Source organism: Microbacterium sp. NIBRBAC000506063 (assembly GCF_017968845.1).
In the GTDB taxonomy this organism is placed as follows: domain Bacteria; phylum Actinomycetota; class Actinomycetes; order Actinomycetales; family Microbacteriaceae; genus Microbacterium.
Genome location: NZ_CP072876.1, coordinates 684,461 through 709,922, shown reverse-complemented (window position 1 = coordinate 709,922; position 25,462 = coordinate 684,461). Strand labels below are relative to the sequence as shown.

At 69.4% G+C, this 25,462-nt stretch carries 22 protein-coding genes, 3 tRNA genes and 7 pseudogenes; 17 read left to right on the top strand and 15 right to left on the bottom strand.

What is annotated here, in order from left to right:
• The first annotated feature begins 25 nt into the window (after positions 1-25).
• Complete coding sequence (locus KAE78_RS03955; protein ID WP_223171889.1) at positions 26-1,513, top strand: hypothetical protein; 1,488 nt, start codon at positions 26-28, stop codon at positions 1,511-1,513.
• A 9-nt stretch (positions 1,514-1,522) separates the two neighbouring features.
• On the opposite strand, the gene KAE78_RS03950 is transcribed toward KAE78_RS03955, so the two are convergent.
• Together KAE78_RS03950 and KAE78_RS03945 are read right to left on the bottom strand one after the other, a co-directional pair.
• Positions 1,523-2,383: a DUF2207 family protein gene (locus KAE78_RS03950; RefSeq protein WP_411156014.1), complete on the bottom strand. Its 861-nt coding sequence runs from the start codon at positions 2,381-2,383 to the stop codon at positions 1,523-1,525.
• Between the two features lie 394 nt (positions 2,384-2,777).
• Complete coding sequence (locus KAE78_RS03945; protein WP_223171888.1) at positions 2,778-3,314, bottom strand: DUF2207 domain-containing protein; 537 nt, start codon at positions 3,312-3,314, stop codon at positions 2,778-2,780.
• Positions 3,315-3,394: 80 nt separating this feature from the next.
• Between KAE78_RS03945 and lysS the strand changes: the two are divergent.
• Positions 3,395-4,926 (top strand): annotated as a pseudogene (gene lysS, locus KAE78_RS03940) (lysine--tRNA ligase).
• A gap of 14 nt (positions 4,927-4,940) precedes the next feature.
• On the opposite strand, the gene KAE78_RS03935 reads toward lysS, so the two are convergent.
• Complete coding sequence (locus KAE78_RS03935) at positions 4,941-6,059, bottom strand: DUF4192 family protein (protein WP_223171887.1); 1,119 nt, start codon at positions 6,057-6,059, stop codon at positions 4,941-4,943.
• 147 nt (positions 6,060-6,206) lie between these two features.
• Here KAE78_RS03935 and KAE78_RS03930 point away from each other — a divergent pair, with 147 nt between their 5' ends.
• The 3 genes from KAE78_RS03930 (at position 6,207) to KAE78_RS03920 (ending at position 8,623) form a co-directional block, all read left to right on the top strand.
• Positions 6,207-6,383, top strand: coding sequence for a hypothetical protein (locus tag KAE78_RS03930; protein WP_223171886.1), 177 nt, complete (start codon positions 6,207-6,209; stop codon positions 6,381-6,383).
• Positions 6,384-6,458: 75 nt separating this feature from the next.
• On the top strand, positions 6,459-7,922 hold the full coding sequence (gene cls / locus KAE78_RS03925; protein ID WP_223171885.1) for a cardiolipin synthase: 1,464 nt from the start codon (positions 6,459-6,461) through the stop codon (positions 7,920-7,922).
• A gap of 50 nt (positions 7,923-7,972) precedes the next feature.
• On the top strand, positions 7,973-8,623 hold the full coding sequence (locus tag KAE78_RS03920; protein ID WP_223171884.1) for a hypothetical protein: 651 nt from the start codon (positions 7,973-7,975) through the stop codon (positions 8,621-8,623).
• A 74-nt stretch (positions 8,624-8,697) separates the two neighbouring features.
• Here KAE78_RS03920 and KAE78_RS03915 read toward each other — a convergent pair whose 3' ends face one another.
• Positions 8,698-9,696 carry a diacylglycerol/lipid kinase family protein gene (locus tag KAE78_RS03915; protein WP_223171883.1) on the bottom strand — a complete coding sequence of 333 codons (999 nt, stop codon included), beginning with the start codon at positions 9,694-9,696 and terminating at the stop codon, positions 8,698-8,700.
• Positions 9,697-9,756: 60 nt separating this feature from the next.
• On the opposite strand from KAE78_RS03915, the pseudogene serS reads away from it, so the two are divergent.
• Positions 9,757-11,036 (top strand): annotated as a pseudogene (gene serS, locus KAE78_RS03910) (serine--tRNA ligase).
• Positions 11,037-11,151: 115 nt separating this feature from the next.
• Positions 11,152-11,268, top strand: a pseudogene (locus KAE78_RS19380) (HAD hydrolase family protein); the annotation flags it as partial.
• An 83-nt stretch (positions 11,269-11,351) separates the two neighbouring features.
• Here KAE78_RS19380 and KAE78_RS17310 read toward each other — a convergent pair.
• A complete protein-coding gene (locus tag KAE78_RS17310) occupies positions 11,352-11,480 on the bottom strand; it encodes a hypothetical protein (protein ID WP_262927748.1) in 129 nt (42 codons plus the stop codon).
• Positions 11,481-11,650: 170 nt separating this feature from the next.
• On the opposite strand from KAE78_RS17310, the gene KAE78_RS17305 reads away from it, so the two are divergent.
• The 4 genes from KAE78_RS17305 to KAE78_RS03885 all read left to right on the top strand — a co-directional run bounded on the left by KAE78_RS17305 (position 11,651) and on the right by KAE78_RS03885 (position 13,498).
• Positions 11,651-11,842, top strand: a complete 192-nt coding sequence (locus KAE78_RS17305; RefSeq protein ID WP_262927747.1) for an HAD family hydrolase — start codon at positions 11,651-11,653, stop codon at positions 11,840-11,842.
• Positions 11,843-11,946: 104 nt separating this feature from the next.
• Positions 11,947-12,031 (top strand) — tRNA-Ser (locus tag KAE78_RS03895).
• A gap of 16 nt (positions 12,032-12,047) precedes the next feature.
• Positions 12,048-13,307 carry an LCP family protein gene (locus tag KAE78_RS03890; RefSeq protein ID WP_223171880.1) on the top strand — a complete coding sequence of 420 codons (1,260 nt, stop codon included), beginning with the start codon at positions 12,048-12,050 and terminating at the stop codon, positions 13,305-13,307.
• 99 nt (positions 13,308-13,406) lie between these two features.
• Positions 13,407-13,498: transfer RNA gene (locus KAE78_RS03885), tRNA-Ser, on the top strand.
• Here the strand turns inward: KAE78_RS03885 and KAE78_RS03880 are convergent.
• From KAE78_RS03880 to KAE78_RS03855, 6 genes and pseudogenes are all read right to left on the bottom strand, one after another.
• Positions 13,477-13,995 carry an LLM class flavin-dependent oxidoreductase gene (locus tag KAE78_RS03880; protein WP_223172537.1) on the bottom strand — a complete coding sequence of 173 codons (519 nt, stop codon included), beginning with the start codon at positions 13,993-13,995 and terminating at the stop codon, positions 13,477-13,479. The genes KAE78_RS03885 and KAE78_RS03880 overlap by 22 nt on opposite strands.
• Positions 13,996-14,098: 103 nt before the next feature.
• Positions 14,099-14,341: pseudogene (locus KAE78_RS19375) on the bottom strand (LLM class flavin-dependent oxidoreductase); the annotation flags it as partial.
• Positions 14,338-14,577, bottom strand: coding sequence for an LLM class flavin-dependent oxidoreductase (locus KAE78_RS03870; protein ID WP_223171878.1), 240 nt, complete (start codon positions 14,575-14,577; stop codon positions 14,338-14,340). The gene KAE78_RS03870 and the pseudogene KAE78_RS19375, both read right to left, overlap by 4 nt.
• Positions 14,562-14,789 (bottom strand): hypothetical protein, encoded by a 228-nt coding sequence (locus tag KAE78_RS03865; RefSeq protein ID WP_223172536.1) that lies wholly within the window; start codon positions 14,787-14,789, stop codon positions 14,562-14,564. The genes KAE78_RS03870 and KAE78_RS03865 overlap by 16 nt, the downstream gene beginning before the upstream one ends.
• Positions 14,717-16,189 carry an LLM class flavin-dependent oxidoreductase gene (locus tag KAE78_RS19370; RefSeq protein WP_223172387.1) on the bottom strand — a complete coding sequence of 491 codons (1,473 nt, stop codon included), beginning with the start codon at positions 16,187-16,189 and terminating at the stop codon, positions 14,717-14,719. The genes KAE78_RS03865 and KAE78_RS19370 overlap by 73 nt, the downstream gene beginning before the upstream one ends.
• Positions 16,189-16,392, bottom strand: coding sequence for an LLM class flavin-dependent oxidoreductase (locus tag KAE78_RS03855; RefSeq protein WP_223171877.1), 204 nt, complete (start codon positions 16,390-16,392; stop codon positions 16,189-16,191). The genes KAE78_RS19370 and KAE78_RS03855 overlap by 1 nt, the downstream gene beginning before the upstream one ends.
• Before the next feature lie 119 nt (positions 16,393-16,511).
• Here KAE78_RS03855 and KAE78_RS18340 point away from each other — a divergent pair, with 119 nt between their 5' ends.
• Positions 16,512-16,931, top strand: a complete 420-nt coding sequence (locus KAE78_RS18340) for a helix-turn-helix domain-containing protein (RefSeq protein WP_317451853.1) — start codon at positions 16,512-16,514, stop codon at positions 16,929-16,931.
• Positions 16,932-16,994: 63 nt separating this feature from the next.
• Here the strand turns inward: KAE78_RS18340 and KAE78_RS03845 are convergent, their stop codons facing one another.
• Positions 16,995-17,729, bottom strand: a complete 735-nt coding sequence (locus KAE78_RS03845) for a D-alanyl-D-alanine carboxypeptidase family protein (RefSeq protein WP_223171876.1) — start codon at positions 17,727-17,729, stop codon at positions 16,995-16,997.
• Complete coding sequence (locus KAE78_RS03840; protein WP_223171875.1) at positions 17,656-17,898, bottom strand: hypothetical protein; 243 nt, start codon at positions 17,896-17,898, stop codon at positions 17,656-17,658. The genes KAE78_RS03845 and KAE78_RS03840 overlap by 74 nt, the downstream gene beginning before the upstream one ends.
• 124 nt (positions 17,899-18,022) lie before the next feature.
• Between KAE78_RS03840 and KAE78_RS03835 the strand changes: the two genes are divergently transcribed.
• Positions 18,023-18,232: a heavy-metal-associated domain-containing protein gene (locus KAE78_RS03835; protein ID WP_223171874.1), complete on the top strand. Its 210-nt coding sequence runs from the start codon at positions 18,023-18,025 to the stop codon at positions 18,230-18,232.
• A 22-nt stretch (positions 18,233-18,254) separates the two neighbouring features.
• Positions 18,255-20,522: pseudogene (locus tag KAE78_RS03830) on the top strand (heavy metal translocating P-type ATPase).
• Positions 20,523-20,647: 125 nt separating this feature from the next.
• On the opposite strand, the pseudogene KAE78_RS03825 reads toward KAE78_RS03830, so the two are convergent.
• Positions 20,648-21,438: pseudogene (locus KAE78_RS03825) on the bottom strand (SDR family NAD(P)-dependent oxidoreductase).
• Between the two features lie 191 nt (positions 21,439-21,629).
• Between KAE78_RS03825 and KAE78_RS03820 the strand changes: the two are divergent.
• The 3 genes and pseudogenes from KAE78_RS03820 to KAE78_RS03810 all read left to right on the top strand — a co-directional run bounded on the left by KAE78_RS03820 (position 21,630) and on the right by KAE78_RS03810 (position 23,963).
• On the top strand, positions 21,630-22,187 hold the full coding sequence (locus tag KAE78_RS03820; RefSeq protein ID WP_223171873.1) for an asparagine synthase: 558 nt from the start codon (positions 21,630-21,632) through the stop codon (positions 22,185-22,187).
• An 86-nt stretch (positions 22,188-22,273) separates the two neighbouring features.
• Positions 22,274-22,347 (top strand) — tRNA-Arg (locus KAE78_RS03815).
• A gap of 99 nt (positions 22,348-22,446) precedes the next feature.
• A pseudogene (locus KAE78_RS03810) lies at positions 22,447-23,963 on the top strand (L-serine ammonia-lyase, iron-sulfur-dependent, subunit alpha).
• A 208-nt stretch (positions 23,964-24,171) separates the two neighbouring features.
• Here the strand turns inward: KAE78_RS03810 and KAE78_RS03805 are convergent.
• On the bottom strand, positions 24,172-24,939 hold the full coding sequence (locus KAE78_RS03805; RefSeq protein ID WP_223171872.1) for a DUF559 domain-containing protein: 768 nt from the start codon (positions 24,937-24,939) through the stop codon (positions 24,172-24,174).
• Between the last annotated feature and the right edge of the window lie 523 nt (positions 24,940-25,462).

Sequence of the window (25,462 nt, the reverse complement as noted above, 5' to 3'; positions counted from 1 at the left end):
ATGGGGGATCTCGGTCGGTCTGCTCGTGCTCGCTCTGTACATCGGCTCGGCGCTCGTACGTGCACAGACCCGCGACCGGGCTCGCTTCGAGGGCTGGCGCGGCTTCGGCGGGACGGTGGTGCTCACCCTCTCGCTCACCTCGGCGCTGCTGCTGACCTGCATGCTCGTGCTCGGCGTGCGGGCACTGCTGACGCCCCCTATCGATCGCTCGACCGTCGAGGGCAACTGGCGCCTCTTCGACGCGGGCGAGGTGACCGAGGCGACGGATGCCGTGGTCCTGCCCGACGAGCTGATCGTGCCGCCGGTCTACGGCGCCTTCGGTCTCGCGGTGCTCGTCATCCTCGCCATCGTCCTCCTCGTCGGCCTCGCCGCCGCGGTCGCAGGGCTGTCGCGGTTCGTGCTGCTGAGCACGCCGACGATCGCGTTCCCCGCGGATGCCGGCGTCCGTCGCCGCGTCTTCGACGCCGTCCGGCTCCCCGCCGCGGCCTACACCGGGCGGCCCGCACGGATCGCGGCTCCGGCGGACGCCCGCGACCGCCAGGTGCTGACCGCGCGTCGCTTCGCCGCCCTCGCCCATCGCGCCGAGCCGCTCGTCGGCGTGCTCGCGGCCGCATCCATCACCGCGATCACCGGGATCGTGCTCCTCGGCATCCTCCGGGCCGATCTCATCCTCGCCCCGCCCGGCTCCGCCGCGCTCATGAGCACGGTGCTGGTGGTCATGGTCGCGATCGCCACGGCCGCTGTCGGGGTCGTCGTCGCCAACGCCGCCTCGAGCAAGGAGCGTCCGATCGGGGTGCTGTGGGATCTGCTCTGCTTCCTGCCGCGGGCGGGACATCCCTTCGCCCCGCCCTGTTATGGCGAGCGGGTGGTCCCCGAGATCGGCACGCACACCCTCGAGTGGCTGCGCGGCCCGGAGGGCCGGCGCACCCCGAACCGCAAGGTCGTGCTGTCGGCGCACTCGATGGGCGGTGTGCTCGCGACGGCGGCGATGTTCGCGATCGTCAACAACACCGGCATCGACGACCACGCGCCGATTCCCGCCCGCGGCCGCGTGGGACTGGTCACCTACGGCGTGCAGCTGCGTCCGTACTTCTCCCGGTTCTTCCCCGATGTGCTCGGACCCGACGTGCTCGGCGTCCGGCCGACGCGCGCCCCGGCGCTCTTCGGCGCCGACCCCTGGCTCGAGCAGGTGAGATCGGATGCCGCGGGCACCCCGCCGGAGGCCGACGACTTCTTGCCGCACTACGGCCCCGGTCTGCGGGAGGTGTTGAGCGGAGGTGAGGGCGAACCGCCGGCGTGGGTGAGTCTGTGGCGCCGCACCGACCACCTGGGGTTCCCGATCTTCGGCTACCGCGACTCCAGCAGCGACGACGGGGCCGGCAACCCCGTCGACCGGGGTGCGACGGAGAGCGACCCGCGCAGCTACCTGTGGGAGGTCGCCACGCACGGCAACTACCAGTTCACGCTGCAGTACCGTGCGGGGCTGCGGGCGGTCATCGACCGTCTGCGGTGAGCGACGTCGTCAGCGCCCGCCGGAGAATCCGCCGCCGCCGCCTCCGCCGGAGAACCCTCCACCGGTGGATCCGCCGCTGCTGCTGGCCGTGGTGTAGGTCGACGACGCCTGGGTGTTCGAGGAGAAGGACGACAGCTGCGAGCTGAAGTGCATCGCCGTGTAGCCGGCGATCCAGTTCGGCTGGCTCCGGGAGGTGTCGTAGGCGACCTCCAGCACGCGTCCCCAGGTCTTCTCCTCGCCGAACAGCATCGCGTAGGGGAGGAGCCGTTCGTAGAGGTGCACGATCTCGGCACTGCCCTCCCGGTAGCGCTCGGCGCCGTGCGCGGACTGCAGCATCCGGAGCCTGTCGGCCTCGGCCACGCGGATGAACTCGCGCACACCCTCCAGGTACTCGTGAGCCTCGGCCCCGGCCCGGGTGTGGACGCGGTGCCGGGCGGCGCAGACGGCGGCGATCACGGTCGTGACCGTCCCGAGCACCAGGCTCACGATGATCGCGACGAAGCCGACCTCGCGTCCGCTCAGGAGTCCCACCAGAGCGAGGATCATCGCGACGGCCACGAGCCCCAGCGTCACCCAGAAGAAGATCCGCGCGGTGTCGCTGCGCTCGCGGGTCATGAGGTTCCGCTCGGTCGCCTCCGAGGCGGCGGAGGTCTGCAGCGCCGTCATGCGCTGGGCGAACTTCTCGTCGTGCTGGGGGATCGTCACCGTCTCGCCGGGGGCGGAACCGGAGAAGAGCGTGTCACGCATCTGACCGTCGAGGGGATCGGGGATCCGCTGCGCATCCAGCAGCCGCAGCTGCGGGCGCTTCTTGTTCTTCTTGCCCTCGGTCTCCTCGATGCGCAGCACGCCGCGAACGGCCAGATGCACGATCGCGGCGGGGATGACATCGCGGGCTCCCGGGTAGATCGCGGCGGCGAGCAGCGGGGCAGCCGGTCGGGGACGTCGTACTGCGCGATCACGATGCCGGTGGCGACGCGCTTGCGGCGGCGGAACGAGGCCAGTGCGATCCCCGCGCCGCCCGCGGTGATCGCACCTGCGCTGATGAGCACGAACGGCACGACGTCGGTGAGGGGATTCGGCAGGCGCGCCGAGGGCTGGGCGACGACGCCCGGGGTGAGGCCGATCGCGACGGTGAAGCCGTAGCCGGGCGGGAGTGCTTCGCCCGACACCGCGAAGCGCGTCCCGCCGTCGGCGAGGGACTCCTGGCCGAGGTCGCAGCGATCGGTGGATCCGGCGTAGCCCTGATAGCAGGCGGAGTCGCCGGTCAGGAGCGCGCCGAGCTCGGGGAAAGGGTGATGGCGGCGTCGAATCGCTCGATGGGCTGGGTGCTGCGCGGGGGCAGCAGGTTCCAGTAGAACTCGTCGTTGCCGCTCTCGGTCGCTCGGATGATCACGTCGCGCATCGTGTACTCGATGACATAGGTGGTCAGGCCGTACTGATACCGGTCGTCGCCGAGCAGCAGGTAGAGGGTGCCGTCCTCGCTCCGGGTCTCGTAGGGGACCGGTGCGCCGTTCTCGTCGGTCACCGACTCGACGGTGGTGTGCAGGCTCGCACCCAGGTAACGCTCCTCGAGTCCGCGCACGATGCCGCGGTTCTGATCGACCTCCGGGAACCGCGCCACGAGCGTCTCGGTCACGCGAACGTGGGAGCGCCCGTCGTCGTCGACGGTGACGACGTACTCCGAGGACCAGGAGGCGTAGGAGAAGGCATCGACGTTCGCGCTCGCCGCGCCCGCGGGAACGAGCACGACCGCGAGGACACCGAGAAGCGCGAGCAGGAGGCGGCGGAGGCGAGCACTCATAACGTCGAGGCTACCCACCCTGCTCGCGGCGGAGTCTGAGCAAGCGCCGGTAAACTGTCCGAGACTTCCGAGGAGCCCGAATGAACGACGCGTCCGCCGCGCCCAGCAACACCACCGCATCCGACGACCCCGCAGGCGACGTCATCGAGCAGAAGGCCGTGCGCCTGGCCAAGCGCGAGCGTCTCATCGAGAAGCGGTCGGATGCCGCCGGCGGCGCCTTCCCGGTGAGCGTGCCGGTGACGCACGCGATCTCGGCGCTGCGCGCCGAGTACGGCGAGTTGGAACCCGACACCCAGACCGGCGTCATCGCCGGAATCGCCGGCCGCGTGGTCTTCAGCCGCAACACCGGCAAGCTCTGCTTCGCCTCGCTCCAGGCCGGCGACGGCTCGCGCATCCAGGCGATGGTGTCGCTGGCGGCCGTCGGCGAGGAGTCGCTCGCGGAGTGGAAGGAGCTCGTCGACCTCGGCGACCATGTCTTCGTCAAGGGCGAGGTGATCTCCAGTCGCCGCGGCGAGCTGTCGATCATGGTCACCGAGTGGCAGATCGCGTCGAAGGCCATCCTGCCGCTGCCGAACGTCTACGCCGAGCTCAGCGAAGAGAGCCGCGTGCGCAGCCGCTTCCTCGACCTGATCGTGCGCGATCGCGCCCGCGAGACCGTCGTCGCCCGCGCGAAGGTCAATCAGAGCCTGCGCGACACCTTCGCCGGACACGGCTTCCTCGAGGTCGAGACCCCGATGCTGCAGGTGCAGCACGGCGGCGCCTCGGCGCGCCCGTTCATCACCCACTCCAACGCCTTCGACACCGAGCTGTACCTGCGTATCGCGCCCGAGCTGTACCTCAAGCGCGCCGTCGTCGGCGGCATCGAGCGGGTGTTCGAGATCAACCGCAACTTCCGCAACGAGGGCGCCGACTCCACGCACAGCCCCGAGTTCGCGATGCTCGAGGCCTACCAGGCCTACACCGACTACAACGGCATCGCCGACCTCACCCAGGAGCTCATCCAGAACGCCGCCGTCGCCGTGTCGGGCTCGACGCGGGTGACCTGGGCCGACGGCACCGAGTACGACCTGGGCGGCCAGTGGGACCGGATCTCGATGTACGGCTCGCTGTCGGATGCCGCCGGGCGTGAGATCACGCCGGAGACGCCCTTCGAGGATCTCGTCGCGCTCGCAGGCGCCGAGGGGGTCGAGGTGCCGCCGCATCCGATCCACGGAAAGCTCGTCGAGGAGCTCTGGGAGCACTTCGTCAAGCCCGGTCTCACACGCCCGACCTTCGTCATGGACTTCCCCTCGACACGAGCCCGCTCGTGCGCGAGCACCGTTCCATCGAGGGCGTCGTGGAGAAGTGGGACCTGTACGTGCGCGGCTTCGAGCTGGCCACCGGCTACTCCGAGCTCGTCGACCCGGTCATCCAGCGGGAGCGCTTCGTCGAGCAGGCCAAGCTCGCCGCCAAGGGCGATGTCGAGGCGATGCGCGTCGACGAGGAGTTCCTGCGCGCGCTCGAGCACGGCATGCCCCCGACCGGCGGCATGGGCATGGGCATCGACCGGCTGCTCATGGCGATCACGGGTCTCGGCATCCGCGAGACGATCCTCTTCCCTCTCGTCAAGTAGCCGGACGGCCGTCCTCACCTCGCGCTGCCCCGTCGCCGGTCGAACACCCACTCGGGCAGCAGCCCGCGAACGAGCATCGCCTGGATGAGGGCGGCCATCGAGTGATCCGGGTCGATCTCCTGCGCCTGCGCGATGTACGCGCTCGCGTGCGTCGAGCGGCCCAGCGCCCACGACAGCCAGGCGGCGGCCACGAGCGGGCCGACCCGTGCGGCCTCGGGAACGCGAGCGGCGACGCCGCGCACGAGTGAGAGCGCGATGCGCAGACGGTCGGGATCGGGGCGGCGACCGCCGCCGACGAGGATGCGGCCGAGGGCGTCGGGCGCGGAGACGTCCTGGTCGATGTAGGCGATCTGCGCGCCGAGGGCGAGTGCTCCCTGCTTGCGGTTGCGGGCCCACTGCACGAGTGCGACATCCCGCAGGAGCGGCCGATTCAGGCACCAGGCCATCGCGGCGGTCTCGAACGGCTCGAGTCTCTCCGGACTCTCCAGGATCCTCTCGAAGAACTCGGGCACGTCGTCGACGAGGCCCGTGGCGTCGATCGCCTTCGGATGCAGGCGGTCGCCGGAGAACGACGCGCCGTCCGCCCGTGCATCGACCGCGGGGGCGAACGCCTCCACCGCCTGCGCGACCCGCTCCCGCTCGGCCGCGTCGACCTCCGGCAGCGCCACGCCGTCGGACTGGTCGCCGCTGACGTCTCCGATCCCGGGGACGACGGGCGCCGCCTCTATCTCGGCGAGCGGATGCCGCAGGCCGGGGTCGTCGAGGAAGCTCGCCCAGGCGTCGGGCCCCACGCACAGCGCCTCCACGACGCCGAGCTCGCAGGCCTCGGCCCGGTCGACCAGGGCGTCGACGAGCCCGGACCAGGGGAGCGGTGTCTCGTCGAGAGCGGCCTCGTCGTAGACGGCGATCGCGACGGCATCCGCCTCGGGAATCCGGCACAGGAGCGCGATCGCCTGCGCGACGTACTCGTGCGGGTCGATGCCCGAGTGCGGAAGATCCAGACGCAGGGCGCTGTGCGCGCGGGAGCCCTCGAAGGGCAGCAGCACGAGACTGCGGCGCGGGGTGAAGCCGGCCAGGGCCGGGATGAGGCCGAGGAGCTCGGCGGGGCGGGTCACGCGAACGATGGTGGTCATGCCCCGAGAATCGCGGAACCGGCATCCGCTCGGAACTCTCCCGTCGCGGGCGGGCACGGGCGGTGTGCGCAACCGGTCCTGAGAGTGGGTTCGTGCAGAAAAGGATGACGCAGATCTTCTGCAGGAACACCGCGTACCATGGAGGGCATGGACAACATCTGGGTCGCGATCTTCTGGGGCATCCTGCCGACGATCGTGGTGTTCTCCCTGTTCGTCATGATCCTCCGCGGCATCATTCGCTTCGACCGCACCGAACGCCGCGTGTACTCCGAGATCGAGGAGCAGGAGCGCGCTCGCCGGGGTCTGCCCCCGCGCACGTCCTGAGCCCGGGTCCGGTCGCGTCCCCACCTGCCGCTAGGGTGGGTGCAGATGCGCGCGTGCGCGACTGATCGGGGATGCATGTTCGGTGACGGGCCGACGGGATGGATCGCCATCGCCGTCCTCGTGGTCGACATCGCCATTCGCGTGGCCGCGATCATCATCGTGCCGCGCAACCGTCGCCCGACGGCGGCCATGGCCTGGCTGCTGGCGATCTTCTTCATCCCCTTCCTCGGCGTCTTCCTCTTCCTCCTCATCGGGAACCCGCGGCTGCCTCGGCACCGCCGCCGCAAGCAGGAGCTGATCAACGAGAGCATCGCCGCGACGAGCGAGAGCCTGCACTTCGGCACGCTGCGCCCGAACGCGGCGCCCTGGTTCCAGTCGCTCGTCTCGATGAACCAGCACCTGGGCGCCATGCCGCTCTCCGGCGACAACGGCGCGCACCTCATCTCCGACTATCAGGAGTCGCTGGACGCGATGGCCGATGCCATCCGCGCGGCGGAGCACTACGTCCATGTGGAGTTCTACATCCTCCAGTCGGATGCCGCGACCGAGAACTTCTTCCAGGCGATGGCGGATGCCGCGGCCCGGGGAGTGAAGGTGCGCGTGCTCCTGGACCACTGGGCGAACCGGTGGAAGCCGCGCTACTCCCACACGATCCAGCGACTGACCGCGATGGGGGCGGACTGGCACCTGATGCTTCCCGTGCAGCCGCTCAAGGGGAAGATGCAGCGCCCCGACCTGCGCAACCACCGCAAGCTCCTCGTCGTCGACGGGAAGGTCGCCTTCCTCGGCTCGCAGAACGTGACCGACTCCAGCTACAACCTGCCCAAGAACATCAAGCGCGGCCTGCACTGGGTCGATCTCATGGTGCGCCTGGACGGGCCGGTGGTGGCGAGCGTGAACGCGGTGTTCCTGAGCGACTGGTTCAGCGAGACCGATGAGCGGCTCGTCGACGAGCTCGACCTCACCGCCATCGAGAGCGGCACGGGCGACCTGGACTGCCAGATCGTGCCCTCCGGACCCGGCTTCAGGGTCGAGAACAACCTGCGCCTCTTCCTCACGCTGCTGTACGCCGCGCAGCACAAGATCATGATGGTCAGCCCCTACTTCGTCCCCGACGAGGCGCTGCTGCTGGCGGTCACCTCGGCCTGCGACCGGGGCGTGCAGGTGGAGCTGTTCGTCTCCGAAGAGGGCGACCAGGCGATGGTCTACCACGCGCAGCGCAGCTACTACGAGGTGCTGCTGAAGGCGGGGGTGCGCATCTGGCTGTATCAGCGCCCGTACATCCTGCACACCAAGACGCTCTCGATCGACGACGAGATCGCGGTGATCGGCTCGAGCAACATGGACATGCGCTCCTTCGGCCTGAACCTGGAGATCTCGATGCTCGTGCGCGGACGCGAGTTCGTCGAAGAGGTGCGCGGGGTCGAGGACCAGTACCGGGCGACCAGTCGCGAGCTGACGCTCGAGGAGTGGAAGCAGCAGCCGCTGCGCTCGACCGTCCTCGACAACCTCGCCCGCCTCACCTCGGCGTTGCAATAACGTTACGGATCCGGGGGCGGTTTCTCAGCGGTGCATGGTTGTGTGGAGCCATGATCACGCGACTGGGCTTTGCGGCGGCGCTGGCCGCATCCGTTCTCCTCGTCTCCGCCTGCGCCTCCGAGCCGGGCACCGTCCCCGGCGCGCCTCTCAGCACCGAGCCCCCGGAGACCATCGTCGAGGAGTACCCGCTGGAAGCCGCCTGGCTCGACGACGGTCGCCTGTTCGCCGTGGTCACCTGGGGCAGCTCCACCTGCGTGCCGCTGGTCGAGGACGTCACCGCCGAAGGCCAGAACGTGACCGTGACCTTCGCCGAGGAGGAGGAAGCGCGAGCCTGCACCGCCGACTACGCGCCGCGGGCGAGCCTGGCGGGCCTGCCGGAGGGCGTCGATCCGACCGAAGACGTCGTGATCACCCTCGTCGACCCGCTGTCGACGGAGCTGACGCCGCGCGTCGAGCTCGACGGGCAGGACGAGCTGCGCGGCCGGGGCGGCGAGTCCACCGAATTCGAGCCCAGCGCCGGCTGGTTCGACGACCAGGGCCTCGTCCTGCTGACGTGGGGTTCGTCCAGTTGCCCGCCGGTCGTCGAGGGCATCGACGAGGGGAGAACGCCGCGACCATCACCTTCGTCACCGAAGACGGCATGTGCACGATGGACATGGCCCCCGCCTGACCTTGCTCGGCTTCGCGCAGGACCACGATGACGACGACTTCGTGCTGACGCTGGACGGCGGCGGTTTCGAGGGCGTCACGGTGCGCCCCATCGAGAACTGAGGACTCAGGCGCTGCGGAGGTCGTGGCCTCGGGGCACGACGATCGTCAGCGCGCCCTCCTGTATCCAGCAGCGAATGTGGGAGGCCTCTCCGAACTCGTCGCCGTCGAGCTCGATCGGCACGGGATGAGGGCTCGCCGCCTCCACGGAGCGGCCACGGATGTAGCGGACGGAAGCATCCGACTTCCGGGTCTCCAGAACGAGTCGGCCGGTGCGAAAGCGACGCAGAACGGAGTTGTCCCACCAGACCTTGCGCCAGACGCCGAACCAACCGAGTAGACCGGAGGGCTGGATGAGGGCGACGTCGAGAGTCCCGTCCTGAATGGATGCCTCGGGGATCAGCGAAATGCCACCGGGGAGCGCGCCGCAGTTGGCGAAGAGCATGCTGTGGACTCTGGCGGCGTGAAGACGCCCGTCGTCGACCTGATAGGCGACACGGAAGGGTTCGGAGCTGGGGAGCGCCCGTGCGGCGCCTTCGATGTAGGCGACCCAGCCGACCGACTTCTTCAGATCCGCGCGCGTGTTCGCGATCATGTGGGCATCCAGGCCGATGCCGGCGAGAACGACGAAGGCGTGCTCCTGCGCGGACCCGTCCGGATGCGCAAGGTGCACCCAACCGATGTCGATCGGACGTGTCTCGCCGTCGAAGACGGCGCGGATCATCTCCTCCGGGTGGTCCAGGGGCAGATGGAGGTTGCGGGCCAGGAGGTTGCCCGTGCCACTGGGCACGATCGCCAGGGGCACACCGGTGCCGGCCATGACCTCCGAGACCGCCCGCACGGTGCCGTCGCCCCCGGCCACGAGCACGGCGTCGACCTTGCGCTCCAGTGCCCGGCGCGTGGCCTCCTGTCCGGGGTCGTGCACGCTCGTGGGGTGGAAGCCCGGGCGCGCCCATCCGGCATCCCTCGACAGCGCGATCATCCTGGCGCGCAGCTTGCGCTCGTCCACCTTCGTGGGGTTGTACACGAGGGCCGCGCGGCGCACGGACCCGGAACGCAGAGGCATGGCGCCAGCCTAAGCCCGAATGCGGAGAGGGGCAGGCAGGGGGACGCATAGACTTGAGCAATGATCGACCTCGCCCTCCTCCGTGACGATCCTGAACTCGTGAAGCGCTCGCAGATCGCCCGCGGCAACGCGCCCGAGACCGTCGATGCCGCGCTCGAGGCCGACCGTTCCCGCCGCGCCGCGATCAGCGCCTTCGAGGAGCTGCGTGCCGAGCAGAACGCCTTCGGCAAGAAGGTCGCGCAGGCGCCCAAGGACGAGAAGGCCGCCCTCGTCGCCCAGGCGAAGGAGCTGGCCGAGCGGGTCAAGGCCGCGCAGCACGCCGCGAACGAGGCGTCGGATGCCGCGGATGCCGCCCTCGCGCGCATCGAGAACGTGATCATCGACGGAGTACCCGCCGGGGCGAGGACGACTTCGTGGAGCTGCGCCGCGTGGGCGCGATCCCGACGTTCGACTTCGAGCCGCGCGACCATCTCGCCATCGGCGAGGCGCTCGGCGCGATCGACATGGAACGCGGGGCGAAGGTCTCGGGCGCCCGCTTCTACTTCCTCAAGGGCATCGGTGCGCGCCTGGAGATCGCGCTCATGAACCTCGCCCTCGACAAGGCGTTGCGGGCGGGCTTCACCCCGCTCATCACGCCGACGCTCGTGCGTCCCGAGATCATGCAGGGCACCGGCTTCCTCGGTGAGCACGCCTCGGAGGTCTACCACCTCGAGGCCGACGATCTGTACCTCACCGGTACGAGCGAGGTCGCCCTCGCCGGCTACCACAAGGACGAGATCCTCGACCTCTCGGCCGGTCCCCTCCGCTACGCGGGCTGGTCGACCTGCTACCGGCGCGAAGCCGGCTCGCACGGCAAGGACACCCGCGGCATCATCCGCGTGCATCAGTTCAACAAGCTCGAGATGTTCACCTACGTCGCGCTCGAGGACGCCGAGGCCGAGCACCTGCGCCTGGTCGGCCTGCAGGAGGAGATGCTCACCTCGCTCGGCCTGTCGTACCGCGTGATCGACATCGCCGCCGGCGACCTCGGCTCCAGCGCCGCGCGCAAGTACGACATCGAGGCGTGGGTGCCGACGCAGGGCGCCTACCGCGAGCTGACGTCGACCTCGAACTGCACGACTTTCCAGGCGCGCCGCCTCGACATCCGCCACCGTCCTCCGCAGGAAGGGGGCGGCGTCGGCAAGACCCAGCACGTCGCCACGCTCAACGGCACGCTGGCCACGACCCGATGGATCGTCGCGCTCCTGGAGACGCACCAGCAGGCCGACGGCACGGTCGTCGTGCCCGAGGTGCTGCGCCCCTATCTGGGCGGGCTCTCCCTCCTGGAGCCGCAGTCGTGACGGGTCGGTGGCTGATCGGCCTCGACATCGACGGAACGATCCTGCTGCCGGACGAGACCTTCAGCCCGGGGCGGATGCGGCCGTCGCGCGCCTGCGCGACGCCGGTCACGAGGTCATGCTCGCCACGGGCCGCAGCTGGAACGCCACGCGGCCGGTCGTGGAGCGCCTCGGCATCCGGCCGGAGTTCGTCGTCTGCTCCAACGGTGCGGTCATCATGAGGCGGACGGATGCCGGAGACTACGTCCGCGACCACGTCGAGACCTTCGACCCGAGCGTCGTTCTGGGGCTGCTCGAGGAGCACCTGCCCGAGGCGCGCTACATGGTCGAGCTCGGCGACAGTACGCGCTTGTACACCGACACCATGGACGAGTGGAACCTCGAGCACGGTGAGCGCGTCGAGTTCGCGGCGCTGTCGCGCCAACCGGTCTCGCGCGTCGTGGTCATCTCGCCCGGGCACGACGAGGACGACTTCCACCGGCTCGTCGAGGCCGCTGGCCTCAACGACGTCTCCTACGCCATCGGCTGGACCGCCTGGCTCGACATCGCCCCAAGGGCATCGACAAGGGCACGGCCATGGAGCGCGTGCGCGCCCACTTCGGGTGGCCGGGGAGCGCGTGCTCGTCGCCGGCGACGGTCGCAACGACGTGGGCATGTTCGAGTGGGCGGTGCGGATCGGCGGGCGTGCCGCCGCGATGGGACAGGCGCCCGACGAGGTCAAAGCCGTTGCCGGCGAGCTCACCGGCGACATGATCGAGGGCGGGCTGGCGCCGGTGCTGGACAGCGTCGCCGTGGCATCCGGAGTCTGAGCATCCAGCCACTCCCCAGGAGCACTCGGCACAATAGGGGAGGCTGCAAGGGGTCGCCGGGCCATCTCGGATAGACTCGACGCCGGACCGGCACGCGCCGGTCGGGAGGGTTGTCCGAGCGGCCGAAGGATCTGGTCTTGAAAACCAGTGGGCAGAAATGTCCCGTGGGTTCGAATCCCACACCCTCCGCACAGAAAGGCACCGAGTGAGCGAGAAGAACCGCGACCGTCGCACCGTTGCGCGCCACGGCCAGCTGCGCTCGCCGGGAGCCTTCGGTCAGCTCATGCGGATCGTGGGGATCGCGCTCGCGGTCGTGCTCGTCAGTGGCGTGAGCGTCGCCGCGGCCGTGCTGTACGACATGACCAGCGACTACACCGCCTCCAGCGTCGAGCTGGAGGGGCAGCGTGACATCCCGCCGGACATCGCGGCCTTCGAGGGCGGCTTCAATCTGCTCCTGGTCGGCGTGGACACCTGTGAAGAGGAGTACGCGCACCTCTTCGGGAAGCGCTGCGAGGGCCGCCTCAACGACAGCACGCTCAACGACGTCAACATCCTCGTACACGTCTCGGACGAGCCGCGCAAGGTCACCGCGATCAGCTTCCCCCGCGACCTGATGGTGCCGATCCCCTCGTGCACCGACGAGGACGGGCGCACCTACTCCGCCATGAGCAGCCAGCCGCTCAACGTCGCCTGGGGCTACGGCGGGCTCAACTGCGTCGCCCAGACCATCGGTCAGCTCAGCGGTCAGAGCGTCGACTTCGCCGCCGCCGTCACCTTCGGCGGGGTCATCGAGATCACCGACGCGATCGGCGGCGTCGAGGTGTGTGTGGAGAACCGTCTCCGGGACTCGCACACAGGACTGAACATGGAGGCCGGTACCCACACCGTCAGCGGCAAGCAGGCGCTGCAGTTCCTGCGCACCCGCTACGGCGTCGGCGACGGCAGCGACCTCGGCCGCATCGGCAACCAGCAGCAGTACATGTCGAGTCTCGTGCGCAAGCTCGTGAGCGAGGACGTGCTCACCGATCCGCCGACGCTCTTCAACCTCGCCCGCACCGGACTCAACAACGTCACGGCCAGCAGCAGCCTCACCAACCCGATCCTCGTCGGCCAGATCGCCCTGGTGATGAAGGACGTGCCCTTCGAGGACATCGTCTTCGTGCAGTACCCCAACGGCAGCTCCCGGGCGCAGCCGGGCAAGGTCGTGCCGAACTACGAGGCCGCCGACGCACTGTGGGCGGCGCTCGCCGAGAACAAGTCGATCGCGATCACCCACCAGCCCACCGGCAATGACGGCGTCGTGCTCAAAGACGACGAGTCCTCCGAGGCCGGCGGCGAGGAGAAGGAACCCGACGCGGTCGACGCCGAGAACCCGGAGGAATCGGATGTCGTGGCCCTGCCCGAGACGATCCGCGGGAACTCGGTCGCGCAGAAGACCTGCTCGAACGGGAGCGCTCGGGGCTGAGCCGGACTCGCTGTCTGCTTCGAGGCGGCCGGTTCGTCGCTCTCAGCCGGAGCGGTTATGATTGCAGGACGCGTTCGCGCCGTATGGTGCCGGACGCATGGAGACGTCGCATAGTCAGGCCTAGTGCACCACCCTGCTAAGGTGGAGTCCCCTCACGGGGACCGAGGGTTCAAATCCCTCCGTCTCCGCCAGTTATCTCAGGCTCGAGCGGCGAACGTCCCATCCTTTCCGCGACTGTCGTGCTGCCGATCTCCTTCTGCACGAGGGGTCGCACCTCGGTGCCGAAGAGTTCGATGGCATGGAGAAGGTCTTTCTGCGGCACGGCGCCCATGTCGATATGGATGTACTGGCGCACGTGACCCCAGTGCTCGTGCATGAGCAGGATGCGTTCGGCGATTTCCTCGGGCGAACCGACCAGAAGACCTCCCTGACGGTCAGTGTCCCGATCGTAGGACTCCCTCGACGGTGGTGGGAAACCACGCTGCGCTCCAACCACGGTCATGAACTGATGCCAGTGCGGCCACCAGGCCTCACGTGCCTTCCGCCCGTCCGACATCAGGAATCCGGGCGACCCGAGCATCACGAGGGTCTGCTGCGGTGAGTTGCCGAACTGCTCGGCGGCGCGTCGGTAGAGCGCGGCGTTCGCAGCTGAGCGGATCGCGCTGCCGCCGAGGACACCGGTCGCCATCGGAAGTCCCAATTGGGCGGCCCGGACCACGGAGGTGGGTTGCCGCCGCCCCGAGCCAGATCGGGATCGGGCCATGCTCCGCCCGCGGAGGGACGTACTCCCCGTCCAGGGCCGGGCGCGTCGTGCCTGTCCACTTTACGTGTTCGGACCGATTGACCTTCAGCAGGAGGTCGAGCTTCTCGGTGAAGAGCCGATCGTAGTCCTTCAGGTCGTACCCGAAGAGCGGGTACGACTCGATCGAGGACCCTCGTTCGGGAATCATCTCGACCCGACCGTTCGAGATGGCATCGACGGTGGCGTACTGCTCGTACACGCGCACCGGATCGTCCGTGCTCAGCACCGTCATCGCGCTGGAGAGTGTGATCCTGGACGTCTGCGCTGCCGCGGCGGCGAGCACGGGGCACCAGCGGAGACGGGGAACTCCGGGGTGTGGTGCTCGCCGACGCCGAACCAGTCGAGCCCGGCCTGCTCGGCGAGCACGATCGACTCCACCGCGTTGCGCACCGCCTGGGCCTCGGAGATGCGGGTTCCGGTGTGAGGGTCTCTGCTTGCGTCTCCGAATGCGCCTATCCCCAGTTCCACGATTCCTTCCTTCTGCCGTCCGCGACGGCTGCTCTTCCTGCGTGATCGATCGCCTGCGCGACCGCGGTGGCCGACAGCCGTGCGCCGAACACGGGGCCGCCGGGCTGCAGCGCTCTCCCCGCGGCGAGTGAGTCGAGTCTTACCGGGTCGTATCCGATGCGGTCGACGAGCTCCGCGACCAGGCCCACGGCGACGGGGTCGTCGCCTGCCACGGCCAGGCCGAGGCGCCCGGGGTGTGCGCGTGGACGGCGATCAGGCTCGAGGTCGTGGTAGCCGACGTGATTGATAGTCTTGACGACTCTCGCCGAAGGGAACATCCGCTGCACGGCCGCACTGGAGCCCTCCTGCGCATCGTGGAGCCAGCCGAGCTCGCCGTCGACAGGAGGCCAATGATTCGTCGCGTCGACGACGATATGTCCCGTGAAAAGCGCCGGATCCAACTCCGTGAGGCGGTGCATCGGTATGGCCACGATGATGAGATCGGCGTCGGCGACCGCATCTTCGGTCTGCAGCGGAATGCTGCCGGGGCGACAATGCTCGAGATCGCCGCGATGGTGTCCGGATTCCCGGATGAGGAGAGCGTGACCTCGTAGCCGGCGTCGATGAGTACGCGTGCCACCGCGGTGCCGACACGACCGGCGCCGATGACGGCGACTCTCCGAATGTCGAGCCGAGCGGTATCCGGTTCGCCTTCCGGCAGTGGAGCCAGGGTTGTGGTGCCGGTCATCGCCTCACCCCGTATCCGGTCGCACGGGCTCCGCGAGGAGCTCGCGGACGCGGGGACGACCTCGAGACCGAAACGCTCGATGTTCTCGCGTTTGTCGGCATGCGGCATCCGGCTGGCTGCGGCGACGAAGTCGAAGCGTGTCGCATCCGCGGCCGTCATCGCTGCGGCCACGCGCCGGGCGACCGTCTCGGGGGAGCCGACGACGAGAGAGCCCGCGAGTACCTCGGCATCGAATCGATCCCGGCGGAAAGGCGCCCACCCGCGCTTCGGGGCCTCGGCGTTCATCATCTCCGACCACACGGGCCAGAACCGTTCGACGGCCTCCTCATCGCTGTCGGCTATGAAACCGTGAACATGGAGCCCGACGGGCTGCGGTTCCTGTTCGAGGGCTTCGAGCACTTGGCGATACAGGTTCACTATGGGAACGAACCGTTCGACGGTCCCGCCAATGATGCCGAGCATGAGGGGCAGGCCGAACCGTGCAGCACGGACCGCGGACTGGGGGCTGCCGCCGACGCCCACCCAGACGGGGATCGACCCTGCCGCCACGGGTGGCTCGAGGACCTGGTCCACCAGCGGCGGGCGGAAGCGGCCAGACCAGGTGACGGGCTGGTCGCGCAGCAGTCTCATCAGCAGATCGAGTTTCTCCTCGAACAGCTGCTCGTAGTCGTTCAGGTCGAAACCGTACAGAGGGAACGACTCGATCGCCGATCCGCGACCGACGATGAGCTGCGCTCGCCCCTCGGAGACGGCGTCGAGGGTGGCGAACTCGTTGTATACGCGCACGGGATCCTGCGTGCTGAGCACGGTGACCGCCGTACCGAGTTTGAGGGTGGAGGTGCGTCCCGCGATCGCGGCGAGGGTAACCGGGGCTGCGCTGTCCATCATGCCGGGCGGTAGTGCTCGGCGATGCCGAAGGAATCGAGGCCGACCCGCTCCGCGGTCACTGCCTCCTCGACCACCTCGCGCAGCACCTGCTGCCCCGGAACGGCAGTCCCGTCCGGGTGGTGGGTCTGGAACGCGAACGTGCCGATACCGAAGTGAAGCTTCCCCGGCGCAGGGTCGGTGATGCGAGGCTCCTGCCGCACGATCTCGCTCGGTGGAGTGTGCGATGATTCTTTTAAGTAACTCATAGTTACTGGTGTAACATTGAGTAACCAGTTACTTCAACGTGACTGAGTCACACACGGGTAACCGAGGAGAATGCATGATGAGTCTTCCCAGCGAGCGCGGTCGGATGCGGTGGATCTGCACGGAGGATGATCCTGTCGTCTTCCGTTCGGTGCTCGATCGCGTGGCCGATAAATGGACCCTCATCATCATCGGCCTGCTGGAGGATCGCACGATGCGATTCACCGAAATTCTCTCGGCGATCCCTGGAATCTCACGCCGCATGCTCACCCTGAGCCTGCGCTCTCTGGAGCGCGACGGGCTCGTGCAGCGCACGGTCTACGCCGAAGTGCCGCCGCGAGTCGAGTACAGGGCCACCGAGCTCGGCAACGCGCTCAGTGAACCGGTGCTGGCGCTGGCTTCCTGGGTCGCGGTGCACAAGGACGAGATCGCGGGTCATCGGCGCAGCTTCGACGCTGCCGCCAACGGCACGAGCGCGGAGGAAGCTCGCCTCTGACGGCGCGGCCAGCACGCGCGATCACAGAGTCGCGCTGTCGAACGCGCGGAGCCGCCGTGCCGTTCAGTAGTCCGGCGCCTCGGGGAGCCCGAAGTACTCCTCGAGGGTGCCGATCGCGTGCTCATGCATGTCGGCGGCGATCTCGACGCCGACATAGCGGAAGTGCCAGGGCTCGTACTGGTAGCCGACCATGCCCTCCGTGTCGTGGTCGTAGCGGAGGATGAAGCCGAAGCGGTGGGCGTTCTCGCGCAGCCATCGGCCGGCCTTCGTCTCGCCGAAGCATTCGCGCAGCTCGCATCCGCTGCCGTCGTCGAAGTCGACCGCCAGTCCGGTCTGATGCTCGGAGTGGCCGGGGCGCGCCGACCGCTGCTCGGCACCGTGCTCTCCGTAGGTCGAGACACGCGTGCGGAAGACGCTGCTCTGCAGCCGATGGCTGCGGTAGCCGCTGATCATGTGGAGACGGATGCCGGCATCCCGCGCCTCGGCGTACAGGGCCTCGAGCGCGTCGACGGCCGCGGCGCGCAACGGCTGCCCGTGCGGATTGGGGATGCCGCGGGGCGCCGTGAGGTCGCTCGGCGCCCAGTCGATCGGGTCGAGCGGTCGCTGCTTGTTGACGACGACGGTGAGCGAGGCCGGATCGTCGATGTCGTAGACGTCGATGGAGGGGCCGAGAGCGGTCAGGAACCCTCGAAGGGCGGGGCGGCATCCGGGTCGATCGGTACGATCACCGTCTCGGCCGGCAGATGCTCGACGTCGCCGGCGATGCGCAGCGACTGTGCGCCGGGAGGGCGGAGGCATCCGATGTGGCCGCCGCGTCGGGCAGAGTGGGCAGGGCCCAGATGGCGAGCAGGCCGCCGACGACGACGCCGGCCGTCGCTCCCGCGAGCGCGCCGATCACCCGGCGCCGCTTGCGTCGGGCGCGAGCGCGCTGTCGTTCGCGCAGATCTGCTCTGAGCACTGTCGGCACCCCCGGGAACCGCTTCTCTCCGCTCTATGGTGTCAGACGGCCCGCGTTCGCGTTGCGGGAATAGCGGCCGCCCGACTACAGTTGACTTCGGTATACCCCTGGGGGTATCAGAGAAGGAGGCATCATGACCACCACCGCTTACGCCGTCACCGGCATGTCCTGCGGGCACTGCAAGTCCGCCGTGCGCGAAGAGGTCGCGAAGATCTCCGGCGTCGACGACATCCAGGTCAGTGCGAAGGACGGGACCCTCGTGGTCACCTCGACCGGCGACGTGTCGGATGCCGACGTCCTCGCCGCCGTCGACGAGGCCGGCTACGCCGCGACCCGCGCCTAGCGCCGGCATCCGGGGAGCCGACATGACCGACACCGCCTACGATCTCGAGATCGGCGGGATGACCTGCGCCGCGTGCGCCACGCGCATCGAGAAGAAGCTCAATCGCATCGACGGCGTGCAGGCATCCGTCAACTACGCGACGGAGAAGGCGAGAGTCTCCGCGGCACCGGGGGTCACGGTCGCCGAGCTCATCGCGGAGGTCGAGCGCACCGGGTACTCCGCCGCGCTCCCCGCACCCGAGGGGCACGACGACGAGCCCGAGTTCCGGATGCTGCGGTGGCGCCTGATCGTCGCGGCCGTGCTCGCGATCCCCGTCATCGCGCTCGCGATGGTGCCCGCGCTGCAGTTCCCTTACTGGGGCTGGGTCTCCTTCGCCCTGGCGACGCCGGTCGTGCTCTGGCGGCCTGGCCGTTCCACCGTGCCGCCGTCATCAACGCCCGCCACGGTGCGGCGACGATGGACACCCTGATCTCCGTCGGCGTCTCCGCCGCCTACCTCTGGTCGCTGTACGCGCTCGTGTTCGGCACTGCCGGCGATCCACACATGACGCACGGCTTCTCGTTCACGATCGAGCGCGGCGACGGCCTCGGCAACATCTACCTCGAGGTCGCCGCCGGGGTGACGATGTTCATCCTCGCCGGCCGCTACCTCGAGAAGCGCTCCAAGCGGCGAGCGGGCGACGCCCTCCGTGCGCTGGGCGCACTCGGCGCGAAGCATGCCGCGGTGCTCCGTGACGGCGTCGAGACCCGCATCCCGCTCTCGCTCCTCGCCGTCGGCGATCAGTTCGTCGTGCGGCCGGGGAGAAGATCGCGACCGACGGCGTCGTCGCATCCGGAGACTCCTCGGTCGACGCCTCGATGCTCACGGGAGAATCGATCCCGGTCGACGTGACCCCGGGCGACGCCGTCACGGGCGCGACGATCAACGTCGGCGGCCGTCTCGTCGTGACCGCCACGCGCGTGGGCGCCGACACCCAGCTCGCCCAGATGGCCAGGCTCGTCGAGGAGGCGCAGTCGGGCAAGGCCGAGGTGCAGCGCCTCGCCGACCGGATCTCCGCGGTGTTCGTGCCGATCGTGTTCGTGATCGCCGCGGTCACTCTCGCGGCATGGCTCCTGCTGACGGGCGACGTCGCGGCGGCGTTCACGGCATCCGTCGCCGTCCTCATCATCGCCTGCCCGTGCGCGCTGGGCCTGGCCACTCCGACCGCTCTCCTGGTCGGAACCGGCCGCGGGGCGCAGCTGGGCATCCTCATCAAGGGCCCCGAGGTGCTGGAGTCCACCCGCCGCGTCGACACGATCGTGCTCGACAAGACCGGGACGGTCACCACGGGTCGGATGACGCTGACCGACATCGTGCCGGCATCCGGAGCGGACCGCGACGACGTGCTGCGCATCGCCGGCGCGATCGAGGACGGCTCGGAGCATCCGATCGCGCAGGCCGTCGTGCGGGCGGCGCGCGCCGAGCTCGGCGCGCTGCCGCCGGTGGAGGCGTTCGAGAACATCCCCGGCCGCGGCGTCTCGGGCATCGTCGAGGGGCGGGTCGTGCTGGCCGGCCGGCCCGCGCTCATGGCGGACCGGTCGCTGGCGATGCCGGCTTCGCTGGCGTCGGCGTACGAAGCCGCCGAGCGGGATGCGCACACGGCGATCGTCCTCGCGTGGGACGGCGCCGCGCGTGCCGTGCTCGTCGTCTCCGATCGCGTGAAGCCCGACGCCGTCCCGGCGCTGGACGCCCTGCGCGGGCTCGGGATGACCCCATGCTGCTCACCGGCGACAACGAGCGCGCAGCGCACCGCGTCGCCGCCGAGGTCGGGATCGACCACGTGCTCGCCGGCGTCCTGCCCGAGGGCAAGGTCGCCGAGATCGCCCGGCTGCAGTCCGAGGGGCGCACGGTCGCGATGGTCGGCGACGGCGTGAACGACGCCGCCGCGCTCGCGCAGTCGAATCTCGGCATCGCGATGGGGACCGGAACGGATGCCGCCATCCAGGCCTCCGACCTGACGCTCGTCCGCGGCGACCTGTGGGGCGCGGTCGACGCGATCCGCCTGGCCCGCCGCACCCTCGGCACGATCAAGGGCAACCTCTTCTGGGCATTCATCTACAACGTCGCGGCGATCCCGCTCGCCGCATTCGGGCTGCTCAACCCGATGCTCGCCGGGGCCGCGATGGCCTTCTCCAGCGTCTTCGTCGTCGGCAACAGCCTGCGGCTGCGCCGCTTCCGCAGCGCGAAGCCGGTTTCTACTCCCGTTCGTCGGGCGACACCGGACGCCGCCTCGCCTCTTTCCGGTCGTTGAGCGAGGCCGCGTAGCGACCGAGTCGAAACGTGGCGAGGAGACCGTTCAGGGCGCGCACGCTTCTGGATCCCGCCGGCCCGCGAACTCGCCAGGTCTCGTCCTGCTTCGCCTACGGCTGCGTTCGCTCAACGACCGGGAGTCACCGGCGTCGTCGTGTCCATCGCCTCGCGCAGACGACCCCGCATCGCGCCCCAGTGCCTTACCGGCGCCAGGCGCACGAGCAGGTCGATGAGGGAGGCGTCGCGCCCGATCATCGTCCGCGCGCGTCGCCTCAGGGTGGCCCGGATGATCTGCTCTGCGGCATCCGACGGCTCCGTGCGGTACATCGCGGCCTGGGCCGCTGCGGCCCGCGCGGCCACGGCCGGGTCGATCGCGGCGGCGTATCGGCCGTGCAGGATGATGCCCGTGCGCACGCCGGCGGGATAGACCGCGCCCACGGTGACGTTCGTGTCCTCCAGCTCGTGTCGCAGCGCCTCGGAGAAGCCGCGCACGGCGAACTTGCTCATCGCGTAGGGGATGCGCCCGCCGGGGCGGCGAGGGCGTAGACGCTCGCCATGTGTGTGATGTGCGCCTCGGGCGCCGCTCGGAGCGCGGGCAGGAGCGCCTTGGTGATCGACACCGTGCCCCAGAGGTTCACGTCGACGAGCCAGCGCATCTCCTCCATCGTGAGCTGATCGAGCGAGCCCAGCATCGACGAGCCGGCGCAGGTGATGAGCGCCTGGATCGTCGGATGCTGCGCCCTGATGTCCTCGGCCGCGGCGAGCACCGCGTCATCGTCGCGGAGGTCCACGACGTGCGTCGTGACGGTCGTGTCCGTGAGCCGCGCGGCAACTGCGGCGAGGGCGGCCTCGTCACGGTCGATCAGGGCGAGATGCGTGCCGCGCGCGGTGAGCCTGCGGGCGACCTCGGCGCCCATGCCGCTGGCGGCTCCGGTGATCACCGCCGTCGTTCCGCTGAGGGTCAGCTTCGCCATCGGTCCTCCTCGTGGTGCGCCTCGGTGCGCAGCCACTTCCCCTCGGGGCGTGCTCGGGTGCCCGTCCCTCGTCCTATTGTGACGGACGCCGGCGCGGCCCGCGCGACGGGGTAATCTCGTTCGAGGAGGTCGCCGTGGGACGAACAGCGGATGCCATCGCCGAGGGCGTGGCGATCGCCACCGCCGCCGCGCCTGACGGTCAAGAACCGCATCCTCGTCGACACGATCGCCCGGGCGGCGTCTTCGACCTCGCCGAGCACTCCGACGGGGCGCGCGAGGCGCTCATCGATCTCGCCGTCGAGTCCGAGACCGCCGCCGAGCTCGCCACCCGGCTGCGCAAGCGTGCCCGCGGACGTTACTCCGATCCCTCAGGCACGCACGACTACCGCGACCGCGACGTCCGCAACCTGCGCCGTCGGGCCAAGCAGTCCGCGGGGGTCGCCCAGAAGCTGCGCGAGATGGCGGACGACCCGGCTGCGGTGCAGGAACTCGTCCACGCGGCGCGTGAGGCGGCCTGGGGCGACGTCCGCAGCAACCTCGACCGCCGGCTGCAGGTCGAGGGCATGCGCGCCGACCAGGACCCCGACTACGCCACGATGCGCGAGGCCCGGATGCAGGCGCTGCGCCTCGTCGATCTGCAGGCCCTGTCCGCCCAGACCCGGTCCCGGCGCACCGCCGCTGAGGAGGAGTGACCGCGGCGGCGGATGCCGCATCCGGTCGTTTTCGCGTTCCAGGCATCCGTCATGTATTCTGGACGACGGCTCGCCCCGCGGGCCATGCGCCCTTAGCTCAGCTGGATAGAGCATCTGACTACGGATCAGAAGGTCGGGAGTTCGAATCTCTCAGGGCGCACGAATCCGACAAGACCCTCGCTGCGGCGGGGGTTTCGTCGTTCTTCGGGAGCTTCGGTCACCCGCGGCGCTGGAGGGCCCGACCGCGTAGCCTGGAGGGGTGACAGCGTACGTCTCGGCCTTCGATCTGTTCTCGATCGGGATCGGCCCCTCCAGTTCCCATACGGTCGGGCCGATGCGGGCCGCGCTGGATTTCGGCGCCCGACTGCGCGAGGCCGGCGAGCTCGACAGGGTCGCCGGCGTGCGCTGCGCGCTGTTCGGCTCGCTGGGCGCGACCGGGCTCGGACACGGAACCCCGGATGCCGTCGTCGCCGGCCTGCGCGGCCTCGCTCCGGAGACCTGCGAGCCCGATGACGTGCGCCAAGCATGGGTCGCCTACCCCGAGGGCGCATCGCTCGCGCTCGCCGGAACCCATGAGGTTCCCTTCGAGAAGGGCGACATCACCTTCGAGCCGCGCACGCGTCTGCCGGGCCACCCCAACGCGATGACGATCACGGCGACGGATGCCGCGGGCGCTGTCGTCTGCGAGGAGACTTACTACTCGGTCGGCGGCGGGTTCATCCGCCGCGACGGGGAGGAGCCTTCGCTGGGCGGGCGCTCCTTCCCTTATGCGTTCTCGGATGCCGCCGGCCTGATCGCCCTGTGCGACGAGCACGGCCTCAGCATCGCCGAGATCGCCCGTCGGAACGAGGAATCCCTGCGCAGCGAGGCCGAGGTCGCGGCCGGGCTCGACGCGATCTGGGACGCGATGGCCGGGTGCGTCGACGCCGGCCTGCACTCCGACGGCGTGCTGCCGGGGATGCTGCAGGTGAAGCGGCGCGCCGCCGCGATCCGCGGGCAGCTCGAGGAGGCGGAGGCCGACGGGCATCGCGAGCTTCCCGGCGAGTGGCTGGGCGCGTTCGCGCTCGCCGTGAACGAGGAGAACGCCGCGGGCGGCCGCGTCGTCACCGCCCCCACGAACGGGGCCGCGGGCATCCTCCCGGCGGTGGCGATGTACTGGTGGCGCTTCCTCGCCGACTCGGGCCTCGGCGCAGGCAACGCCGTGACGCCATACGGCGAGCTCGTCGGCAGCGCGCTGCTCGGTTTCGGCCCTCCAGCTTGCCCGGCGAGGCAGGCGAGTCGGTACAGGGCGATGACGCGCTCGACGACGACGACGCTGTCGCCGAGGCGAACCGTCGCCGCGGCATCCGACGTTTCCTGCTGACGGCGACCGCGCTGGGCTCGCTCTTCAAGGCGAACGCCTCGATCTCGGGCGCGGAGGGTGGATGCCAGGCCGAGGTCGGCTCCGCGTGCGCGATGGCCGCCGGCGGACTCACCGCCGTCATGGGCGGCACGAACCGGCAGATCGAGAACGCCGCCGAGATCGCGATGGAGCATCACCTCGGGCTGACCTGCGACCCGATCGGAGGGCTCGTGCAGATCCCGTGCATCGAGCGCAACGCGATCGCGGCGTCGACGGCCGTGACCGCCGCGCGCCTGGCCCTGCGCGGCGACGGCTCCCACTACGTGAGCCTCGACGCCGTGGTCGAGACGATGCGCCAGACAGGCCTGGACATGTCGACCAAGTACAAGGAGACCAGCGAGGGCGGCCTCGCCGTCAACGTCATCGAGTGCTGAGTCCGGATGCTGCGGCATCCGTCTCCGCGTCCTCAACTTACCGACAGCTGTTGTCGAGTATGCGGCGCCTCATCCGACAACAGCGGCCGAGAAGTTTGCCGAGGGCGAGAGCGCCCGAGACTCCTCGACAGGAAGTGTCGGATGCAGGAGCCAACTGGCGACAACGTCTGTCGAGAACTTCGGAGGGCTCGGCAGAGACCCGGCCAGACTACGGCGAACGCCGATTCAGCGCGGTGCGGACGAGATCCACGCCTCGGCCGGAGCCGCGGATATGGGATGACGTCACCCGAACGACTTCCCAACCCATGGCAGTGTAGGCCGCATACTTCTCCAGGTCGCGATTCCACTGCTCCCGCGACGTGCGATGCTGATCTCCTTCGATCTCGACAAGAGTCCGATGCTCCCGGTACACGAGGTCGGCGATCCCGACAAGGCGTCCGTCGCGGTCACGGATCTCGACATCCAGCTCGGGCTCGGGCAGTCGGGCGTCGTCGGCTGCGAGGCGATACTCCGACTCGAGTACCGACATGCTCCCAACGCGCGCGCGTTCGAGGGACTGCAACAACTTCTCGCGGTGCCGCCGGTGCGGGGCCATCGCGGCAACCCGCAGCTGGTCGAGCGTGGCGAGCTGTCGCAGCGGCTGCGGCTGTCCGCCCTTTCCGCGCGGAATCCGCACGATCGCATCGGCGAGCATCGTGAGCTTCGGCTCACTGAACTCGCGCGCAAGCAGCGCCCAGGTCGAGGCCGGCGTCGTGACGGGAAGGCCCTCATACGTCCCCACGGTAGCCAGCCACGGTGAGAATGCGACCCCGCGAACGCCGTCCATCCGTGGCGCGCGTGCGGGGAGGAGAACGCCGACGCACAGCGCCGCGGATTCGTCGGCCAGGAACGGAAGCCGGTGGATGCCGAGCGCCGTGCTCCCGGTATAGAAGGAGGAGGGATGCCGCACGCATTCGTAACCGGCGATGAGCTTCATCAGCGAACGTCGGAGGCGACGGTCGATGGCTCCAGGAGCAGTGTCATCGGGCTCTGAGGCGGGATCAATGATCAATCGCACACCGCGGTAGGGCTTCTCAAGGTCGCGTGCGCGTAGCCGACGAGGCGATACGCCGGAGGCGCGTGCGTCTTCGTAGGCGAATGCCATCGATAGGTGAGCGGGCAGTGGAGTGGGTTGCGGCATCTGACCACTTTTGACTCTCGCCGCAGCGCACGGGCGAGATTCGGCCCGGTTGTGGACGGGATCGGGGAAATCGGTGAATGTGCAGAACAGGTGTGCAGCGCGGCCCTTTGTCTCCCCAACTTCTCGACACTTGTTGCCGCTTGCAGCGTGCGCCATCCGACAACAGGTGTCGAGGAGTCGGATGGAGGACTCGGGCACGGGGTGACACGCGTGGGGGATGTCGTCGCGGCGTGCGCGACCAGCCTCGCCGTTCGCCGCGGGCGAACCATTAGCACTCGACCATCGAGAGTGCTAATCTATTCGTAGTTGAGTCAAATAG

Bases quoted from the DNA above. Each gene is read 5' to 3' on its own strand.
- KAE78_RS03945 (WP_223171888.1), bottom strand. From the start codon at position 3,314: ATGAGTGCTCGCCTCCGCCGCCTCCTGCTCGCGCTTCTCGGTGTCCTC.
- KAE78_RS03935 (WP_223171887.1), bottom strand. From the start codon at position 6,059: ATGACCACCATCGTTCGCGTGACCCGCCCCGCCGAGCTCCTCGGCCTC.
- KAE78_RS03930 (WP_223171886.1), top strand. From the start codon at position 6,207: ATGGACAACATCTGGGTCGCGATCTTCTGGGGCATCCTGCCGACGATC.
- cls (WP_223171885.1), top strand. From the start codon at position 6,459: ATGTTCGGTGACGGGCCGACGGGATGGATCGCCATCGCCGTCCTCGTG.
- KAE78_RS03920 (WP_223171884.1), top strand. From the start codon at position 7,973: ATGATCACGCGACTGGGCTTTGCGGCGGCGCTGGCCGCATCCGTTCTC.
- KAE78_RS03915 (WP_223171883.1), bottom strand. From the start codon at position 9,696: ATGCCTCTGCGTTCCGGGTCCGTGCGCCGCGCGGCCCTCGTGTACAAC.
- KAE78_RS17310 (WP_262927748.1), bottom strand. From the start codon at position 11,480: ATGACCACGACGCGCGAGACCGGTTGGCGCGACAGCGCCGCGAACTCG.
- KAE78_RS03880 (WP_223172537.1), bottom strand. From the start codon at position 13,995: ATGGCGACCGGTGTCCTCGGCGGCAGCGCGATCCGCTCAGCTGCGAAC.
- KAE78_RS19370 (WP_223172387.1), bottom strand. From the start codon at position 16,189: ATGGACAGCGCAGCCCCGGTTACCCTCGCCGCGATCGCGGGACGCACC.
- KAE78_RS18340 (WP_317451853.1), top strand. From the start codon at position 16,512: ATGATGAGTCTTCCCAGCGAGCGCGGTCGGATGCGGTGGATCTGCACG.
- KAE78_RS03845 (WP_223171876.1), bottom strand. From the start codon at position 17,729: ATGCCTCCGCCCTCCCGGCGCACAGTCGCTGCGCATCGCCGGCGACGT.
- KAE78_RS03835 (WP_223171874.1), top strand. From the start codon at position 18,023: ATGACCACCACCGCTTACGCCGTCACCGGCATGTCCTGCGGGCACTGC.
- KAE78_RS03805 (WP_223171872.1), bottom strand. From the start codon at position 24,939: ATGAAGCTCATCGCCGGTTACGAATGCGTGCGGCATCCCTCCTCCTTC.